17 protein-coding genes are annotated in these 17246 nt (G+C 73.4%); 8 read left to right on the top strand and 9 right to left on the bottom strand.

The genetic code is table 11. The features are described 5' to 3' along the window. The first annotated feature begins 8 nt into the window (after positions 1-8). Positions 9-1163 (top strand): M20 family metallopeptidase, encoded by a 1155-nt coding sequence (locus tag BBH68_RS33865; RefSeq protein WP_065967596.1) that lies wholly within the window; start codon positions 9-11, stop codon positions 1161-1163. A gap of 142 nt (positions 1164-1305) precedes the next feature. On the opposite strand, the gene BBH68_RS33870 is transcribed toward BBH68_RS33865, so the two are convergent. The 3 genes from BBH68_RS33870 to BBH68_RS33880 form a co-directional block, all read right to left on the bottom strand. Further along, complete coding sequence (locus BBH68_RS33870; protein WP_065967597.1) at positions 1306-2517, bottom strand: MAB_1171c family putative transporter; 1212 nt, start codon at positions 2515-2517, stop codon at positions 1306-1308. After that, the gene (locus tag BBH68_RS33875; protein WP_079254518.1) at positions 2510-2971 is read right to left on the bottom strand and encodes an ImmA/IrrE family metallo-endopeptidase; all 462 of its coding nucleotides are present in this window, start codon (positions 2969-2971) and stop codon (positions 2510-2512) included. Before BBH68_RS33875 ends, BBH68_RS33870 begins: the two co-directional genes overlap by 8 nt. Before the next feature lie 126 nt (positions 2972-3097). Beyond that, positions 3098-3643, bottom strand: a complete 546-nt coding sequence (locus BBH68_RS33880; RefSeq protein WP_065967599.1) for a helix-turn-helix domain-containing protein — start codon at positions 3641-3643, stop codon at positions 3098-3100. A 229-nt stretch (positions 3644-3872) separates the two neighbouring features. Here BBH68_RS33880 and BBH68_RS33885 point away from each other — a divergent pair, with 229 nt between their 5' ends. Both BBH68_RS33885 and BBH68_RS33890 read left to right on the top strand, forming a co-directional pair. Continuing rightward, the gene (locus BBH68_RS33885) at positions 3873-4685 is read left to right on the top strand and encodes a thioesterase II family protein (RefSeq protein ID WP_065967600.1); all 813 of its coding nucleotides are present in this window, start codon (positions 3873-3875) and stop codon (positions 4683-4685) included. Positions 4686-4804: 119 nt separating this feature from the next. Next, a complete protein-coding gene (locus tag BBH68_RS33890) occupies positions 4805-5455 on the top strand; it encodes a TetR/AcrR family transcriptional regulator (RefSeq protein WP_065967630.1) in 651 nt (216 codons plus the stop codon). 96 nt (positions 5456-5551) lie between these two features. Here the strand turns inward: BBH68_RS33890 and BBH68_RS33895 are convergent, their stop codons facing one another. After that, positions 5552-5878: a hypothetical protein gene (locus tag BBH68_RS33895; RefSeq protein WP_342673162.1), complete on the bottom strand. Its 327-nt coding sequence runs from the start codon at positions 5876-5878 to the stop codon at positions 5552-5554. Between the two features lie 237 nt (positions 5879-6115). Here BBH68_RS33895 and BBH68_RS33900 point away from each other — a divergent pair, with 237 nt between their 5' ends. After that, positions 6116-6931 (top strand): carbon-nitrogen hydrolase family protein, encoded by an 816-nt coding sequence (locus tag BBH68_RS33900; protein WP_065967602.1) that lies wholly within the window; start codon positions 6116-6118, stop codon positions 6929-6931. Between the two features lie 41 nt (positions 6932-6972). On the opposite strand, the gene BBH68_RS33905 is transcribed toward BBH68_RS33900, so the two are convergent. Together BBH68_RS33905 and BBH68_RS33910 are read right to left on the bottom strand one after the other, a co-directional pair. After that, positions 6973-8127: a Gfo/Idh/MocA family protein gene (locus BBH68_RS33905; RefSeq protein ID WP_065967603.1), complete on the bottom strand. Its 1155-nt coding sequence runs from the start codon at positions 8125-8127 to the stop codon at positions 6973-6975. Positions 8128-8200: 73 nt separating this feature from the next. After that, positions 8201-9124, bottom strand: coding sequence for an EamA family transporter (locus BBH68_RS33910; RefSeq protein ID WP_065967604.1), 924 nt, complete (start codon positions 9122-9124; stop codon positions 8201-8203). A gap of 98 nt (positions 9125-9222) precedes the next feature. Between BBH68_RS33910 and BBH68_RS33915 the strand changes: the two genes are divergently transcribed. Continuing rightward, complete coding sequence (locus BBH68_RS33915) at positions 9223-10095, top strand: LysR family transcriptional regulator (protein ID WP_065967605.1); 873 nt, start codon at positions 9223-9225, stop codon at positions 10093-10095. 24 nt (positions 10096-10119) lie between these two features. Here the strand turns inward: BBH68_RS33915 and BBH68_RS33920 are convergent, their stop codons facing one another. Then, the gene (locus BBH68_RS33920) at positions 10120-10995 is read right to left on the bottom strand and encodes a LysR substrate-binding domain-containing protein (RefSeq protein ID WP_065967606.1); all 876 of its coding nucleotides are present in this window, start codon (positions 10993-10995) and stop codon (positions 10120-10122) included. Positions 10996-11157: 162 nt separating this feature from the next. Here BBH68_RS33920 and BBH68_RS33925 point away from each other — a divergent pair, with 162 nt between their 5' ends. The 3 genes from BBH68_RS33925 to BBH68_RS33935 all read left to right on the top strand — a co-directional run bounded on the left by BBH68_RS33925 (position 11158) and on the right by BBH68_RS33935 (position 14926). Continuing rightward, a complete protein-coding gene (locus BBH68_RS33925) occupies positions 11158-12345 on the top strand; it encodes an L-talarate/galactarate dehydratase (RefSeq protein ID WP_065967607.1) in 1188 nt (395 codons plus the stop codon). Between the two features lie 109 nt (positions 12346-12454). After that, positions 12455-13399, top strand: a complete 945-nt coding sequence (locus tag BBH68_RS33930) for a 5-dehydro-4-deoxyglucarate dehydratase (RefSeq protein WP_065967608.1) — start codon at positions 12455-12457, stop codon at positions 13397-13399. Between the two features lie 189 nt (positions 13400-13588). Then, positions 13589-14926, top strand: a complete 1338-nt coding sequence (locus BBH68_RS33935; RefSeq protein ID WP_065967609.1) for a gluconate:H+ symporter — start codon at positions 13589-13591, stop codon at positions 14924-14926. A 133-nt stretch (positions 14927-15059) separates the two neighbouring features. Here the strand turns inward: BBH68_RS33935 and BBH68_RS33940 are convergent, their stop codons facing one another. Further along, positions 15060-15965: an oxidoreductase gene (locus BBH68_RS33940; protein ID WP_065967610.1), complete on the bottom strand. Its 906-nt coding sequence runs from the start codon at positions 15963-15965 to the stop codon at positions 15060-15062. A 160-nt stretch (positions 15966-16125) separates the two neighbouring features. Continuing rightward, positions 16126-17136, bottom strand: a complete 1011-nt coding sequence (locus tag BBH68_RS33945) for an MsnO8 family LLM class oxidoreductase (protein ID WP_065967611.1) — start codon at positions 17134-17136, stop codon at positions 16126-16128. Positions 17137-17246 lie beyond the last annotated feature (110 nt).

Raw genomic sequence — 17246 nt, forward strand, 5'->3', positions numbered from 1 at the left:
CCCACTCCATGGCGCTCCCCGACATCACCGCACTCGCCCGGCGGGTGCTGCCCGAGATGACCGACGATCTGCGGAGGGTGGTGGAGCTGGAGACGCCGAGCGACGACAAGACACTGCTGGACGCCGGGCTCGCCGCGATCCGGTCATGGCTCGTCGAGCGGCTCGGCGAGCCCGACGAGGCGCGGCGGTACGACGGCGGCGAGCACGGCGACGTCCTGACCGTCACCTACCGGGGCACCGCGCCCGGCACGGTGCTGCTGCTCTGCCACTACGACACGGTGTGGCCGGCCGGGACGCTGGCCGAGTGGCCGTTCGAGGTGGTGGACGGGCGCGCCACCGGGCCCGGGATCTTCGACATGAAGACCGGACTCGTCCAGGCCGTGTGGGCGCTGCGGCTGCTGCGGGAGCTGGGGCTCCCCCACCCCTCGGTGCGCCTGCTGCTCAACGGCGACGAGGAGATCGGCAGTCCTGCCTCCCGCCCGCACATCGAGCGGCTGAGCGAGGACGTGCTGGCCACGTTCGTCTTCGAGGCCGCGCAGGACGGGGCGCTGAAGACCGCGCGCAAGGGCGTCGGGCTGTTCGAGGTGACCGCGCACGGCGTCGAGTCGCACGCCGGCCTCGATCCGTACGCCGGGGCGAGCGCGATCCACGCCCTGGCCGAGGTCGTCCCCGCCGTCGTCGCGCTGGGCTCCAGGGAACACGGGACCACCGTGAACGTGGGGCTGATCAGCGGCGGTACGGGCCGCAATGTGGTGGCCGCCCGGGCGTGGTGCGGGATCGACGTCCGGATCGCCGAGCCGGCGGAGATGGCGCGGCTGGACGCCGGGCTGAGCGCGCTGGCGCCCTCCGACCCGCGGGTGCGGCTGACCGTCAGCGGCGGGTGGAACCGGCCGCCGATGGTCGCCCACGAGGCGTCGGCGGCGCTGTTCGAGCGGGCCCGCGCCATCGCGGCCGCACAGGGCTGGGAGCTGCGCGGGACCGCGGTCGGCGGGGCGAGCGACGGCAACTTCGTCTCCGCCCTGGGCCGGCCGGTGCTCGACGGACTGGGCGCCGTGGGCTCCGGCGCCCACGCCCGCCACGAGCACACCCTGCTCGACCACCTCCCCGCCCGCACCGCGCTCACCGTCGGGCTGCTGCACGCCCTGGCGTCGGACGGGCAGTGAGGCCGGGCCGGGTCAGGTCCGGCGGCTGACCTTCATCTGGGCGGCGTCGGGTCATGCGGGCTTCCCGGACGATACGGCGGCAGGCGCGGCGCGGGCCGCCCTGGGGTGTGACCGACCCACCATACGGGGCGGCGCCCGGAGTTCACTTCCGCGCCTCCGCCAGGATCCGGTCGACGAGGGGGCTGTCGAGCCGACGGGCCACGGCGACCAGGTGGCGGCGCTCGGCCTGCGGCGGTACGTCGATGCCCGGCAGCCGTGCGCACGGCCGCAGCGGAGGCCGCCCCGAACGCAGCGCCTCCAGAGCGCCCTTGATCCCCGCGGCCGCGGCCAGCGCGTCGCGCTCCGGCGCCTCCAGGCCGTGGTCGTCGGTGAGGCGCCGCGCGGCGTCGACGACGGTCTGGGAGGTCCAGGGGCGCAGCGCGAGTTGCCCGTCGCGGATCTCGTGGGCGCGGCGCAGGGTGTGGAAGTCCCAGGCGGCGCCGGAGGGCGGGCTGTGGAGGACGACGCCGGGGTCGGCCTGGGTCACGGTGGTCCACAAGGTCTCCAGCGCAAGGAAGTCCCGGCGGCGCTGGCGGCGGGCCCGCAGGGCGGCGCCGGCCCAGCCCGTGGCCATGATCACCCCGCCGATGGAGGACAGCGCGGGGCCCGCGTCCGTACTCAGGACGTCCAGGGCGTGGGAGCCGAGGACCGCGCCGGAGACGGCGAGGACCTTGCACACGCCGTACCCTCCGACGCACACGCAGCCGATCGCCAGGCGCCGCAGACTGACCCGCAGGACCGGGTCGGGGATGTCCTTCAGGCGCCGGTGGCACACGTACACCATCGACCAGATCGCCCAGCCGTACGCCGCCTGATAGACCATCAGGAACGCCAGCACGACGGGCCGGTCGGCGAAGGCGGTGTCGAAGGTCAGGGGCTTCTCGCCGGGCGGCAGGTCGGCGGAGAGGAACAGCCCCACCATGACGGCCGTGGCGGCGCCGTAGTACGGCGCGACCCGGCCCAGGGCGTCGCGCATGCCGGTCTCCGTGGGCGGCCGGCCGACCTCCGCGCCGGCGGATCGCCGCGGGGACCACAACAGCGCCAGCGTGAGGATGCATCCGCAGCACACGGTGACGGCGGTGTAGACGACGAGGGTGGCCAGGTTGGAGACCCCGGCGGTCTCGCCGATCCACCGGTAGACCGCCGGGGCGGCGGCGATGAAGCCGGTGCCGACGGCCAGCGCCCCGATCGCCATCAGCAGCAGGCTGGGGATCCGCTCGGCGGCCCAGGCCCGGGCCTTGTACGCGGCCAGCCCGTAGGTGACGGCGCCCACGGTGAAGTAGCCGACGGTGTGCAGGCCGCCGCCCTCAGACATGGCGTCCCTCCCGGTGGACGAGGGACGGGGCGATCCGGGCGGCCGGGCCGACGTCCGGGGCGAGGTTCAGCTGCTGGTAGAGCAGCGTGCCGATGGTCTCGGCCTCGTGTTCGGTGGGGTCGTCGTAGTGGGACCGCCCCAGGACCCGGCGGACCACGGCGGGGTCGATGGCGTGGTGGCGCGGGATGTGGCCGAGCAGCAGGTGGGCGAGTTCATGGCAGATCACCAGCAGTTGGTGGGCCGGGCTGGTGTGCTCGGGGTAGTAGATGCGGTCCTGGGTCAGGTACTGCTCGTACGTCCCCGTCGGTTCGCCGGGTGCCACGTCCCGTTCGATGAGTCGCAGCGTTCGCCGGGTGCGGGCCTCGTAGGCGGCGTGCAACTCGGCGAGGGTCGGGTGCGGCGGTAGGCCCAGCTCCTTCAACAAGGCCCGCACCCGGCGCCGTTGTGACCGCATGCCCACGCTGTCGTCCTTTCCCTCGACGCGACTGTCAGGAGGTCATCGCACTGCCCGGACGTCACCGCACTGCCGGGAGGTCGCCGTACCGCCGGCGTACGGCGCGGCGGGGGCGGGGCGGCCGGTTCACCACGGTTTCCGCTCGCGCTGCCTGTGCGGGCGGCCGACGGCGCGGCGCAGCTGGTCCACCAGGGCGCCGACGGTCTCGCGCATGTCGCGGGGCAACACGGCGACGCCCTCGGCGATCTGACGGACCTGGTCGTCGTCCAGCAGTCCGGCCCCGGCCCGCGCCGGGCCGCCGGCGGCGCGGTCGCGGTGGCCGACCGGCTCGCCGCGCCGCTCCTGTTCGATGGCCCGCAGATGCGCCTCCACGTCGCGCGCGTAGGGGTCCTCGTCGGGCGAGAAGAAGTACTCCACGCGCACCCCGAAGAGGGTCGCCAGCGCCACGGCCCGGTCCGCGCGGGGGACCGAGCGGCCGTTGCGCAGGTTGCTGATCTGGCTGACGGACATCCCGACGGCCTCCGCGATCTCCCGCTCCGTGTACGGCCTGCCCACGTCGGCGGGGTAGATGACCTCTTGCAGGCGCTGGAAGCGGCGCGCGAAGCACTGTGCCGCGTCAGGGCGTGCCGAGGTGCGCGGACCTTCTCCAGGGTGCTGCTGCGGGGGCGACATACCTGCGGATCCTAATGCCGCCTCGGCCAGGGTTGCCCCCGCTCGCACGGCGGACCGGCCGTCGGCGGGCAGGTGGCCCCCCGGGCGGGGCCGGGGCATCTTCCTGCCATTCTGTGCGCCGTCCCGGCTCGCCCGGCTCCTGTTCGAGTCATCCTGGTTCCGACGATCGCCGAGCGTCTCCCGGCCACGCCCGGGAGAGTGGGCATCCGCAGGGGACAAGGGGAACGGCGTGCGTATCACCACCGTTGACGGTCATCTCCTGATCGGTGATCCCAGGCTTCCGCTGCGGGTGCTCCTCCTCCATGACGCGGGGGCGACCGCGCTGTCCATGCTCCCGCTCGCCCGGGCCCTGCCGGCGGGCTGTGCCGCCGTCGCGTTCGAGCTGGACGGGCGGGGCGAGCTGGCCGACGCTCCCCCGGTGCGCTGCTTCGACGACGCCGTGAAGCGGCTCCTCCCGGCGTTCCGCAGCTGGGGGGACCGGCCCGCCGTGGTGGTGGGGCACGGGGTGGGCGCCCTCCTCGCCCATGCCCTGGTCGCGGCGCTCCCCCACGGGCAGGGCCACCACATCAGGGACGTCGTACTGGCGGGGTCCCGGTCCCCGGCGACCACCGCCCGCCTGGCGTCGCACCCGCGCGCCCCGTTCCTGACCAGGACCCGGGAGGAGCTCGCCGCGGAGCTGCGGCGGGACGGCGGCTGCCCCGCCGAGCTGTTCGACTATCCCCACCTGCTCGACTACGCGGTCACGATGCTGGGCCGGGATCTGCACCTGCTGGACACCTACCGGGAGCCGGCCGCGCCGCCGCCGGGTGGCGGCACGGACTACCACGTGTGGTCCGGCCGTGGCGACGGCAGCCTGTCGCCGGCGGAGCTGGAGCGGTGGCGGCTGAGCACGCCGTCCCCGCCGAAGCCGCGGGACTTCGCGGGCGGCCACGGCTTCCTGTGCCAGGAGCGGCCGCCGGCCGCCGCCCTCCACGAGCTGGTGGCCGGCCGGCTGGCCGAGGGCGCCGGCGTCCCGCCGCGCCCGCAGCGCGGGGCCGCCTGAGGGCGACACCGGTGAGTTTAAAGCAATTGCTTGACTATCATGGCGGACGGGGATGACCCACGACGGCTCGAGGGACTGGCCGTCGGAAGGCTGCGAGAAGTCCCGGTGCGGTGGTGATCATGGCTGGCAGGACGGCGCGGGCTGAGCAGGTCAGCGCGACGAGGGAGCTGATCCTGACGGCGGCGGAGCGGCTGTTCGCCGAGCGCGGCGTGTACGCGGTGTCCAACCGGCAGGTCAGCGAGGCCGCGGGGCAGGGGAACAACGCCGCGGTCGGCTACCACTTCGGCACCAAGGCCGACCTGGTGCGCGCGATCGCCCGCAAGCACGCCGCACGGATCGACCGGATCCGCACCCGGCTGCTGGCCGAGATCGGCGACTCCGACGACATACGCGACTGGGTGGCCTGCCTGGTGCGCCCGGTCCCCGAGCACCTGGCCGCCCTGGGCAGCCCGACGTGGTACGCGCGGTTCTGCGCCCAGGCGATGACCGACCCGGCGCTGCGCGAGATCATCGTCGAGGAGTCCCTCTCCTCCTCGTCGCTGCTGCGCGTCATCGAGGGGCTCAACCGGCGCCTGCCCGAACTGCCCCCCGAGGTCCGCGCCGAGCGCGGCGTCATGGCCCGCGAGCTGATCCTGCACGTCAGCGCCGAGCGGGAGCGCGAGCTCGCCGAGAACTCTCCGGCGCCCCGGCCCGACTGGCACGACACGGCCACCGGTCTGATCGACGCGCTCGTCGGACTGTGGCTGGCCCCCGTCACCCGCCGCACCTGACGGCGGACCGGATCCCGGGCCTGCCCGCCAACGCCGACCGGCATCCCATTCGACCCCAACGCCTGACGGGGGGCCGGTTCAGCGCGCGTGTACCCCTCACTTCCGGCAGACCGCCAGGCAGGGCCGCGTCCATGCCTGGCGGTCACAGAGGAACCCCAGACCGATGCCGAGCAGCCAGAAGTCCTTCGCCAGGGGAATGCCCTCCTCGGTGGGCAGCGGGCTGCCCTTTTTATGCAGGCCGGGAGTGCGCAGATACAGCCCGACCAGACTGGACGCGAAAGTGGTCAGCGCGGCCCCGGCCAGGGCGGTGGGCACCATGGGTGACAGGAGCGCCGCCCCCAGACCGACCTCGGCGCAGGCCAGCAGCCTGGTGAACCGGTGGGGCGACATCCGGTCGACGACGGGATAGGCTCCGGCGGTCATGCTGTGGAGTCCCTGACCGGTCCGCTCGTCGGCGTGGAGATGCTGCAGGCCCGAGTACAGAATGAACGCTCCGGTGGTCAGCCGAGGAGCGATGTGGTGAGGCCTCATCGGGGCGTACATGACCTTCTCCCTTCGCCGGACAGCGGGTGGCCGCCGGGTAACCCTCCTCATGAGGGGTATGCAGAGCACCTCGCCCGGCGCCGGGACCACCCATCCGACAGAGAGGCCGCACCCCGCATGCGCATCGCACTCAGCCAGATCACCACCGGCCCGGAGCCCGAGCGGAACCTCGCCGTCCTGCGCGAGCAGGCGGACCGCGCGGCACAGGCCGGCGCCCGGCTCGTGGTGTTCCCCGAAGCGACGATGGCGTGCTTCGGCACCCCGCTGGCGCCCCTGGCCGAGCCGCTCGACGGCGCGTGGGCCACCGGGGTGCGGCGGATCGCCGAGGACGCCGGCCTGGTGGTGGTGGCCGGCATGTTCACCCCGGCGCCCGACGGCCGGGTGACCAACACCCTGCTGGCCACCGGGCCCGGGGTCGAGACCTCGTACGACAAGATCCACCTGTACGACGCCTTCGGCTTCACCGAGTCCAGGACCGTGGCCCCGGGTTCCCGGGTGGTGACCTTCGACCTCGACGGCGTCCGGATCGGCCTGGCCACCTGCTACGACGTGCGCTTCCCCGAACTGTTCCGGGCCCACGCCGACGCCGGGGCGCGGCTGTCGCTGCTGCCCGCCTCCTGGGGCGCGGGGCCCGGCAAGCGCGAGCAGTGGGAGCTGCTGACCCGGGCCCGGGCGCTGGACGCCACCGTATGGCTGGCCGCCGTCGGCCAGGCCGACCCGGCCGCGACCGGCCCCGCCCCCGCGACCTCGGCCCCCACCGGCATCGGCCACAGCGCCCTGGTCGGGCCCGACGGCACCGTACGGGAACGGCTGGAGGCGGGCCCGGGCCTGCTGGTGGGGGACGTGGACCCGGAGGAGGTCACCACCGTGCGGCGCAAGGTGTCCGTGCTGGCCAACCGCAGGCTGGGGCGCTCCTCCCAGGCCGTGTCGTGATCGCCGGCATCGCCGTGTGACCGGTGCCGGCCGGGCGGGCCTCAGGCCGGGCTCGCCCAGGTGCCGCGCTCGGCGGAGCGGGCCATGGCATCCAGCACGGCGGCGCTGCGGACGGCGTCCTCCAGCGTGGCGCCGTAAGCCGTGCCCTCCTCGATGGAGCGCAGGAAGTGGTACGCCTCGATGACCTTGAGGTCGTCGTAGCCCATGCTGTTGGCCGAGCCGGGCTGGAAGGCGGCGTACTCGCCGTGCCCGGGGCCCACGTACACGGTGGTGACGGACTGGTCCTGGTAGGCGGTGCCACGGCTGACGCCGAGCTCGCCCATGCGGCGGAAGTCCCAGAAGACCGCGCCCTTGGTGCCATGGATCTCGAAGCCGTAGTTGTTCTGCTCGCCGACCGAGACCCGGCACGCCTCCAGCACGCCCCGCGCGCCGGAGGAGAAGCGCAGCAGGCAGGAGACGTAGTCCTCGTTCTCCACCGGGCCCAGCTCGCCGCCCGCCGCGCGGGCGTGGCCGGCGGTGGCCCCGGTGGGACGGGCGCGTTCGGGCACGAAGCGGGCGGTGTCGGCGGCCAGCGACTCGATCTCGCCGAGCAGGAAGCGGGCCAGGTCCACCCCGTGGGAGGCGAGGTCGCCCAGCACCCCGCTGCCGCCGCGCTCGCGCTCGTACCGCCAGGTGAGGGCGGCCTCGGGATGGGCGGCGTAGTCGCTGAACAGCCGGACGCGGACATGGGTGACGGCGCCGATCTCCCCGGTGGCGATCAGCTCCCGGGCGGCGGCGACGGCGGGCGCGTTGCGGTAGTTGAAGCCCACGGTGCCCTGGACGCCGGCCCCGGCCGCCGCTTCGGCGACGGCGCGGGCGTCCTCGGCGGTCAGGCCGACCGGCTTCTCGATCCAGATGTGCTTGCCCGCCTCGGCCATGGCGGTGCCGATCTCGCGGTGCAGATGGTTGGGGGCGGCGATGCTCACCGCCCGGACCCGGGGATCGGCGGCGATCTCGCGCCAGTCCCGGGCCGCGGTGGCGAAGCCGTACCGCGCGGCGGCCTCCTCGGCCCGGCCGGGCACCTCGTCGGCGACGGCCACGAGTCGGGGCCGCAGGGACAGGCCGGGGAAGTGGTGCGGCAGGCGGAGGTACGCCTGGGTGTGCACCCGTCCCATCCAGCCGAATCCCACGACGGCGACGCCGAGCGCACTCACCATGGCTGCCCTTCCTCGAACCGGCCCGTGACCCGTGTCATGGGACCACCGGCTGTCATGACACCACCGGCGGGGGTCATGACACCACCGGCGATCCGCGATGGCGCGCCGTGATGCTGAGCGCGTTGGCGGCGACGACGGCTCCCATGCCGGCCCACTCGGTCCACCCCAGGCGCTGCCCGAGGACGATCCACCCGACGACCGCGGCGAGAACGGGGTTGACGCTCATGAAGAGCCCGAAGGCCGGGGCCGGCACGCGGCGCAGGGTGAACAGGTCCGCGAGGTAGGGCACGGCCGAGGAGAGGACACCGGCGGCGACGGCGCAGCCGACGGCCGGCGCGGTCGGTGGTTGCCGGACGACGAGGACGACGCCGGCGGGCAGGAACATCAGGGCGGAGAGTCCGGCCGCGGCGGCCGATCCCTGGGCGCCGGGGACGCGTCGGCCGACGGTGCGGTTGAGCAGGATGTAGGACGCCCAGCAGAGGGCGGCCAGCAGGCCCAGGCCCATCCCGAGGTAGTCGGTGGAGGGTTGAGGGCGCATCAGGACGGCGACGCCCGCGGCGGCGATCAGCGCGTAGCACGCGTCGGCGCGGCGGCGCGAGGCGGCCAGGGCGATGGTCAGCGGGCCGAGGAACTCCAAGGTCACCGCCAGCCCGAGGCCGATGCGGTCGATGGCGCTGTACAGGGAGAGGTTCATCGTCCCGAACACGAGGGCCAGCAGCAGCACGGGCCACCACTGCCGCCGGGTGAAGGTCCACGGCCGGGGCCGGCCGATGGCCAGCAGAACGGCGGCGGCGACGTACTGGCGTACCGCGACGACGCCGAGGGGCCCGAGCACGGGGAAGGCGAAGGAGCCGGTCGCGGCGCCGATCTGGTTGCTGAGGCCGCTGCCGACCATGGTGGCCACGCCGGCGAGCGGTCCCCCGCCGGGCTCGGGGGTGGCGGGCGCCGGGGCGGTCTGGGGCGCGGGGGCTGCCGCGCGCGCGGATGCTGCTCGCATGGCCCGATCATGGGACGGCCCGCCGCTTGCGCAAAATGCATCGACGGCGCGTTCTATACGCTGAAGTCATGGATGCTGGGGTCATGGATGCTGGGGCCATGGATGGCGCTTCGGCCGGGAACGTGGAGCTGCGGCAGTTGCGCTGCCTCGTCGCCATCGTCGACGAGGGCGGTTTCACCGATGCCGCCCTCGCGCTCGGGGTCTCCCAGGCGGCGGTGTCCCGTACGCTCGCCTCGCTCGAGCGCGCGCTGGGGGTGCGGCTGCTGCTGCGGACCTCGCGCCATGTGACGCCGACGGGGACGGGCTTGCGTGTCGTGGCGCACGCCCGGCGGGTGCTTGGCGAGGTGGACGCGCTGGTCCAGGAGGCCATCTCGGGCCACACGCGGCTGCGGATCGGCTACGCCTGGTCGGCGCTGGGCCGCCACACGCTGGCCTTCCAGCGCCGCTGGGCGCAGACCCGGCCGGGGACGGAACTGCACCTGGTCCGTGTCAACTCGGCCACCGCGGGGCTGGCGGAGGGCATGTGCGACCTCTCGGTGGTCCGCAGGCCGCTCGACGACCGCCGCTTCGACTCCGCCATCGTGGGGCTTGAGCGGCGGCTGTGCGCCCTGGCCGCCGACGACCCGCTGGCCTCCCGCCGCTCGGTCCGGCTCGCCGACATCGGCGGGCGCACCCTGCTGGTCGACCGGCGGACCGGCACCACCACCACGGAGCTGTGGCCGTCCGGTGCCCGCCCGGCGACCGAGGAGACCCACGACGTGGACGACTGGCTCACCGTGATCGCGACGGGCCGCTGTGTGGGGATCACGGCGGAGGCCACCGCCAACCAGTACCCGCGGCCGGGTGTCGTCTACCGGCCGGTGCGCGACGCCGAGCCGATCGCGGTGCGGCTCGCGTGGTGGCGGGACGACCCGCATCCCGCGGCCCCGGCCGCGATCGAGCTGCTCACCGGGCTGTACCGCACCGGATGACGGTCCTGAGGGCAGCGGTGGCGCTCACAGGTGGCGGAGCAGCGCGTGCAGCACGGGGTTGTCGTTGTTCTCGCGCCAGACGAGGTTGAGTTCCACCGGGTCGGGGGTCTCCAGCTCGACCGGTTTGAACACCACGTCGGCGTAGCGCAGCCGCGCGGCGGCCTCGGGGACCAGGGACACTCCCAGGCCGCAGTTGACCAGGGCCAGAATGCTGTGGACCTGGCTCAGGTACTGGGAGAAGACCGGGGCCACGTGGGCCGCGCTGAAGATGCTGATGAGCAGCTCGTGGAAGTAGCGGGCGTCGGTAGGCGAGTACATCAGGAACGGCTCTCCGTCGAAGTCGGCGACCTCGAGCGCGCCCTCCCGCTCCGCGAGGGGGTGTTCCGTCGGCAGCGCCGCCAGCAGCCGTTCCCGCACGGCGGGCCGGGACCGCAGGTCCGGGCCGGTGACGGAGGGCCGTCCGAGCCCGAGGTCCAGGCGGTTCTCGGCGAGGGCCTCCAACTGGTCGCGGGTGACCATTTCCTGCAGCACGATCTCCGCGCCGGGCATGGCCGCGCGGGCGGTCTCCAGAAGGGTGCCGAGCGTGGAGTAGGCGCTGGCGGCGGTGAAGCCGATGGCGATGCTCCCCGCCTCCCCGGTGGAGACCTGGCGGACGGCGAGCGCCGCGTGTTCGGTCTGCCGCAGGATGCGGCGGGCCTCGGTGAGGAAGGCGCGGCCCGCGGGGGTGAGCCGCACCGATCGGTTGGTGCGGTCCAGGAGCTGCACCCGCAGCTCGCCCTCCAGCAGCTGGATCTGGCGGCTGAGCGGTGGTTGTGTCATCTTGAGCCGCTCGGCGGCCCGGGTGAAGTGCAGTTCCTCGGCGACCGCCACAAAGCTGGCCAGTTGGGCGAGAGTGAACAATGATGCTCTCCCTGTATCAGCGCATACAAAAGTTGAGTTAGACGTAGATCAATCGACGACTTAGCTTCAAGGGGCGGCTGAGCGGGAAACGCTCGCCGACACCGCGGCCGGGCCTGTTCAGGGGCCGGCCGACCCGCCCGCACCGACAGGGAACGCTAAGTGATGAGCACACCGGATACGCCGGCCACACCGGCCCACGCCGCGCAGCAGGCAGGGGAGGCGACCCTCGACAGGATCTCCTGGATCAAGCTGTCCTCGGTCACCCTTCCGCTGGCCACCCCCATCAGCGACGCCAAGGTGTTCACCGGCCGGCAGAAGCCGATGACGGAGGTGGCTTTCCTCTTCGTCGAGCTCGCCACCGAGGAGGGCCATCAGGGCATCGGTTTCAGCTACTCCAAGCGGGCCGGTGGCCCCGGCCAGTTCGCACACGCCAAGGAGATCGCCCCCACCCTGCTCGGCGAGGACCCCAGCGACATCGCCAAGCTCTGGACGAAGCTGGTGTGGGCGGGCGCCTCGGTGGGGCGCAGCGGGCTGTCCACCCAGGCCGTCGCCGCGTTCGACATCGCCCTGTGGGACCTGAAGGCCAAGCGGGCCGGTCTGCCCCTGGCCAAGCTGCTGGGCGCCCACCGCGACTCCGTGCGCTGCTACAACACCTCCGGTGGCTTCCTGCACACGCCCACCGAGCAGGTGCTGGAGAACGCCTCGGCGTCCCTGGCCCAGGGCATCGGCGGCATCAAGATCAAGGTCGGCCACCCGGACGGCAAGGTGGACCTGCGCCGGGTGACGGCCGTGCGGGAGCACCTGGGCGACGAGGTGCCGCTGATGGTGGACGCCAACCAGCAGTGGGACCGGCCCACCGCCCAGCGCATGGGGCGGGCCCTTGAGGAGTTCGGCCTCGGCTGGATCGAGGAGCCCCTGGACGCCTATGACGCCCGCGGCCACGCCGCCCTCGCGGCCTCGCTGGACACCCCGGTGGCCACCGGCGAGATGCTGGCCAGCGTGGCGGAGCACTGGGAGCTGATCCGCAACGAGGCCGCGGACATCGTCCAGCCCGACGCGCCGCGCATCGGGGGCATCACCCAGTTCCTGAAGCTGGCCACTCTCGCCGAGCACCAGAACCTCCAGCTCGCGCCGCATTTCGCGATGGAGATCCACCTCCACCTCGCCGCGGCCTACCCGTACGAGCCGTGGGTGGAGCACTTCGACTGGCTGGAGCCGCTCTTCAACGAGCGGCTGCACATCAGCGGCGGCCGTATGCACGTGTCCTCCCGGCCGGGTCTCGGCATCACCCTCAGCGAGCAGGCGCGGGCCTGGACTCAGGCGGAGCACGAACTCGGCAACCGCCCCTGAACCTACCGCTCGGCGCGAGCGGGGTCGCACACCCATTGACCTGCCGGGTGGGCCACCCTAACCTCCATTCCCATATCTAGACCTAGTGCATGTATGTGGAGACTAGTTCATGACTCTGAACACGGCGGCCCAGGAAGTCGCGCAGCGACTGCGTGACGGCATGGCGCACGGCGTGCTGTCCTTCCCCCTCACCAGCTTTCGTGAGGACGGCAGCCTCGACCTGGACGCCTACCGCGAGTACCTGGCCGCTCAGCTGGCCACCGAGCCCGGCGCGGTGTTCCCCGCGTGCGGCACCGGGGAGTTCACCGCCCTGGACGAGGAGGAGTACGGCCAGGTGATCGCCGCCGCGGTGGACGTGGCCGGCGGCCGCATGCCGGTGGTGGCGGGCATCGGCTACGGCTACGCGCAGGCGCTGCGCTTCGCCCGGATCGCGGAGGAGGCCGGGGCGGACGCCGCCCTGGTGCTCCCCCACTACCTGGTCAAGGCGCCCCAGGACGGCCTGGTGGAGCAGGTGCGCCGGATCGCCGCCGGGACCCGGCTGCCGCTGATCGCCTACCAGCGGGACCAGGTGGCGTTCACCATCGACGGCCTGCGCCGGATCGCCGAGATCCCGACCGTCATCGGCGTGAAGGACGGCCACAGCGACCTGGACCGGCTCCAGCGGCTGACCCTCGCCGCCCCCGACCACCTGCTGTTCTTCAACGGGGCCGCCACCGCCGAGGTGCAGGCCCGCGCGTACGCCGCCGTCGGCGTGCCCGCGTACTCCTCCGCCGTCCACGCCTTCGCGCCCGAGATCGCGGGCGCGTTCTTCACCGCCCTGCGGGACGGCGACGACGAGCGCGTGGACACGCTCCTGCGGGACTTCTACGTCCCGCTGGTGGAACTGCGCGACCGGGTGCCGGGCTATGCCGTGTCGTTGGTGAAGGCCGCCGCCCGGCTGCGCGGCAAGCCGGTCGGCCCGGTGCGCGCCCCGCTCACCGACCCGGCCCCGGCCGACCTCGCCGACCTGGAGAAGCTCCTGGAGACCGGCCTGGCCCTGGCCGCCGGCCGCTGACCTTCCGACTCACCGATTCACATACGGGACCGGGCGGCCTCCCGCGCCGCCCGGCCCGGCCACCGCTGCCTCACAGCGACAAGGACCCGGACACCGGGCCATCCCCCCACTCCCACCGTCCCGCTCCGTGCCCGTGATGCCACGGACCGGGAGCCACTCCCTGAGCGCAGTTCAAAGGGGAACTGACCCATGCCTCTTGTCGTAGTCGGAATCAGCGTCCTGGCACTGCTGTTCCTGATGACCAAGGTGAAGCTGAACGGCTTCATCTCCCTCCTCCTCGTGGCCGTCGCCGTGGCGCTCGTCCGGGGCGTCCCCATGGAGAAGATCCCGGATGTCCTCGGCGAGGGCGTCGGGGGGCAGATCGGCGACACACTGATCGTCGTCGGGCTCGGCGCCATGCTCGGCCGGGTCATGGGCGACTCCGGCGCCGCCCAGCGCATATCCGGCAAACTCGTCGACACCTTCGGGCTGCGCCGGGTCCAGGTGGCCATGGTGGTCACGGCCATGCTCCTGGGCGTGACCATGTTCTACGAGGTCGCCTTCGTCATCATCGTGCCCGTCGCGTTCACCATCGTCCGGGTGACGGGCAAGAACCTGCTGTGGGTCGGGCTCCCGATGTCGATCGCCCTGTCCACCATGCACAGCTTCCTGCCGCCCCACCCCGGCCCCACCGCCGTCGCCGCCACCTTCCACGCCTCCGTCGGGCTGACCCTCTTCTACGGCCTGTTCTTCGCCATCCCCTTCGGAGCGCTCATCGCCCTGGTGTGGCCGCGCCTGCCGTTCGTCAGGAAGATGAACCCCACCATGCCCAAGGGCCTGGTCTCGGAGCGCACCTTCACCGAGGAGGAGATGCCCGGCATGGGCTGGTCCCTGTCGGTGGCGCTGGTCCCGGTGGTGCTGATCGCTTCCGCCGCCGTGTACGACATGGCGGTGTCCGAGTCCAACCCGGCCCGGCCCTTCATCACCTTCATCGGCTCGGCCCCGGTCGCCCTGCTGCTGACGCTGCTCCTGGCCGTCTGGGCCTTCGGCCCGCGCATCGGCCGGTCGCTCTCCGAGGTCAGCGCGTCCTGCAACTCGGCGGCCCAGGCGATGGCCATGATCCTCCTGGTGATCGGCGCGGGCGGTGCCTTCAAGGGCGTTCTCGTCGAGGGCGGCATCTCCGACTACATCAAGGACGTCACCGAGGGCTGGAACATCTCGCCGATCATCCTGGCGTGGCTGATCGCCGTCATCCTCCGGATCGCCCTCGGATCGGCGACGGTGGCCGTCGTCACCGCGGCCGGTGTGGTGCAGCCGCTGGTCGCGGGCAGCGGGGTCCACCCCGAGATGATGGTGCTGGCCGTCTCCTGCGGGTCCATCGCCTTCAGCCATGTCAACGACCCCGGGTTCTGGATGTTCAAGGAGTACTTCAACCTCTCCGTCATCGACGCCATCAAGGCGCGCACCACCTACACCACCACCCTCGCGGTCCTCGGACTCGGTGGCGTCCTCGCCGTCGAGGCCTGTCTCGACGCCTTCGGCGTCTAGCCGCTTCCCCCGCCCCACACGCCCGCTCCGGCACCGACTCCCTCTCGGCACCGGAGCGAGCGCGCGTCCGCCGCCGGGCGCGTCCCGCGCACCGGCGTCACATGCTCGGCGTCACCTGCTCGGCGTCACACGCTCAGCGGCTCGGTGTCGCGTCCTCCGTCAGCGCGGACACCTCGTCGTCCGAGAGCCGCAGCGCCGCCGCGGCCACGTTCTCCTCGAGGTGGTCCGGATCGCCCGTGCCGGGGATGGCCAGCACATGCGGTCCCTGCCGCAGCGTCCACGCCAGCCGGACCTGCGCGGGGGTCGCGTCGTGGGCGCGCGCGACGGCGAGCACCGCAGCGCTGTCGGCCGCGCTCGGGCCGGCCTCGCGCCCGGCGCCGGCGATCGCGAAGAACGGCACATAGGCGATGCCCTGCTCGCCGCAGGACCGCAGGAGTGCCTGCTCATGGGCCGGCGCCCCGATCCCGTAGGCGTTCTGCACACAGACCACCGGCGCGATGGCCCGGGCCTCGGCCAGCTGCTCCGGCGTGACGTTGGACAGGCCCAGGTGGCGTATGAGCCCGGCGTCGCGGAGTTCGGCCAGCGCGCCGAAGTGTTCGGCGATCGAGCCGGACCCGCGGCTCGGCGGCACCCGCAGATTCACCACGTCCAGGTGGTCGCGGCCCAGCTGCCGGAGGTTCTCCTCGACCTGACCGCGCAACTGCTCCGGGGTGGCCCACCACCAGTCGCCCGAGGGGTCCCTGGCCGGCCAGACCTTCGTGGCGATGACGAGGTCGTCGGGGTAGGGGGCCAGCGCGCTGTTGATCAGTTCGTTGGCGGACCGCAGGGACGAGAAGTAGAACGAGGCGGTGTCGATGTGGTTGACGCCGAGTTCGATCGCGCGCCGCAGCACGCCCATCGAACGGTCGCGGTCACGGGCGGCGCCGAGGTCGAAGGCGGCGCTGCCGGTCAGCCGCATCGCCCCGAATCCCAGGCGGTTGACGGTCAGGTCGCCGAGGGTCCAGGTGCCCGCGGCGGCGGTGTGGGTCTCTTGGGCCATGGTGGGCCTTGTCTTCTCACGCATGAAAAAAGCCTCCCCGGCGCGGACGGGTCCGCGGCGAGGAGGCTGACGGCTGCCCCCTACTCTACCGCACCGGCGGCGGGCGCGGCGGCCGCCCCGGCCGGGCGGGCGGGCCGACACCGCCGGGGGCCGGGCGCGGCTACCGGCTCGCGGTGAGCCCCGCGAGCCGGGCCAGCCTGCGGTGGGATTCGAGCAGGGCGTCCCGGTCGTAGGTGCTGGTCGTGACCAGGATCTCCTGGGCGCCTGTCTCCTTGACGGCCGTCTCCAGCGCGTCGGCCACCTGCTCCTCGGTGCCGTGGATGTGGCCGCGCAGCGCGGACTCGTACAGGTCCCGCTCCTTCGCCGTCATCGCCCGGCGCTCGATCTCCTCCGCCGGGACGAGCGGCGGGAAGGTGCCGCGGGTGCCCGAGTACGCGACGGCCCACGCCTCGGGGACCAGCAGCCGGCGCGCCAGTTCGGGGGTCTCGGCGACGGCGACCGTGCCCGCGACGACCACGTACGGCTCCTCGGCCCACGCGGAGGCGCGGAAACCGGCGCGGTAGCGGTCGATCGCGCGCAGCAGCCGCTCGCGGCCCCTGAGGTCGCCGACCACCAGCGGGAGCCCGGCCTCGGCGGCGATCGCGGCGCCCTCGCCGGTGGCCAGGACGTACGGCGGCACGCGCAGCCCCTCGGCGGGGCGGGCGTGGGCTCCGGTCGGCGAGGTGCCCTCGAACCAGCCGAGGAGTTCGGCCAGCTGCCCCGCGAAGTCGCCGGCGTCCTCCTTGTCCCGGCCCAGGGCCTTGCGCACCCCGCCCGTGAAGCCGACCGAGCGGCCCAGACCCATGTCGATCCGCCCGGGGAAGAGGGATTCGAGCACGCCGAACTGCTCGGCGACGACCAGCGGTTGGTGGTTGGGCAGCATCACCCCGCCGGTGCCGACCCGGATCACGCGCGTGGCAGCGGCGATCGCGGCGGCCAGCACGGTGGGCGCGGAGCCCGCCACTCCCGGCACCCCGTGGTGCTCGGCGACCCAGATCCGGTGGTAGCCGAGCCGCTCCACCTCCCGGGCCAGGCGCACGGTGTCGCGCAGCGCGCGCGGACCGCCGTGTCCCTCCCGGATCCGCGAGCGGTCGAGGACCGAGAACCGAGTCGACGCGATCACTGAACTCACACAGGGTTCAACGCCTGGCGCACCCCGGCATTCCCGGGCCGCCGGGCCCCCCGCCGGGGCGGGGCAGGGCCGCGGGGCCGGGGGCAGGACGCCGCGGACATCGGCGGCGG

It is taken from the genome of Streptomyces sparsogenes, from assembly GCF_001704635.1.
GTDB classification, from domain to species: domain Bacteria; phylum Actinomycetota; class Actinomycetes; order Streptomycetales; family Streptomycetaceae; genus Streptomyces; species Streptomyces sparsogenes.

Bases quoted from the DNA above. Each gene is read 5' to 3' on its own strand.
- BBH68_RS33900 (WP_065967602.1), top strand. From the start codon at position 6,116: ATGCGCATCGCACTCAGCCAGATCACCACCGGCCCGGAGCCCGAGCGG.
- BBH68_RS33880 (WP_065967599.1), bottom strand. From the start codon at position 3,643: ATGTCGCCCCCGCAGCAGCACCCTGGAGAAGGTCCGCGCACCTCGGCA.
- BBH68_RS33930 (WP_065967608.1), top strand. From the start codon at position 12,455: ATGACTCTGAACACGGCGGCCCAGGAAGTCGCGCAGCGACTGCGTGAC.
- BBH68_RS33890 (WP_065967630.1), top strand. From the start codon at position 4,805: ATGGCTGGCAGGACGGCGCGGGCTGAGCAGGTCAGCGCGACGAGGGAG.
- BBH68_RS33870 (WP_065967597.1), bottom strand. From the start codon at position 2,517: ATGTCTGAGGGCGGCGGCCTGCACACCGTCGGCTACTTCACCGTGGGC.
- BBH68_RS33905 (WP_065967603.1), bottom strand. From the start codon at position 8,127: ATGGTGAGTGCGCTCGGCGTCGCCGTCGTGGGATTCGGCTGGATGGGA.
- BBH68_RS33895 (WP_342673162.1), bottom strand. From the start codon at position 5,878: ATGACCGCCGGAGCCTATCCCGTCGTCGACCGGATGTCGCCCCACCGG.
- BBH68_RS33875 (WP_079254518.1), bottom strand. From the start codon at position 2,971: ATGCGGTCACAACGGCGCCGGGTGCGGGCCTTGTTGAAGGAGCTGGGC.
- BBH68_RS33865 (WP_065967596.1), top strand. From the start codon at position 9: ATGGCGCTCCCCGACATCACCGCACTCGCCCGGCGGGTGCTGCCCGAG.
- BBH68_RS33925 (WP_065967607.1), top strand. From the start codon at position 11,158: ATGAGCACACCGGATACGCCGGCCACACCGGCCCACGCCGCGCAGCAG.
- BBH68_RS33915 (WP_065967605.1), top strand. From the start codon at position 9,223: ATGGATGGCGCTTCGGCCGGGAACGTGGAGCTGCGGCAGTTGCGCTGC.
- BBH68_RS33935 (WP_065967609.1), top strand. From the start codon at position 13,589: ATGCCTCTTGTCGTAGTCGGAATCAGCGTCCTGGCACTGCTGTTCCTG.
- BBH68_RS33940 (WP_065967610.1), bottom strand. From the start codon at position 15,965: ATGGCCCAAGAGACCCACACCGCCGCCGCGGGCACCTGGACCCTCGGC.
- BBH68_RS33910 (WP_065967604.1), bottom strand. From the start codon at position 9,124: ATGCGAGCAGCATCCGCGCGCGCGGCAGCCCCCGCGCCCCAGACCGCC.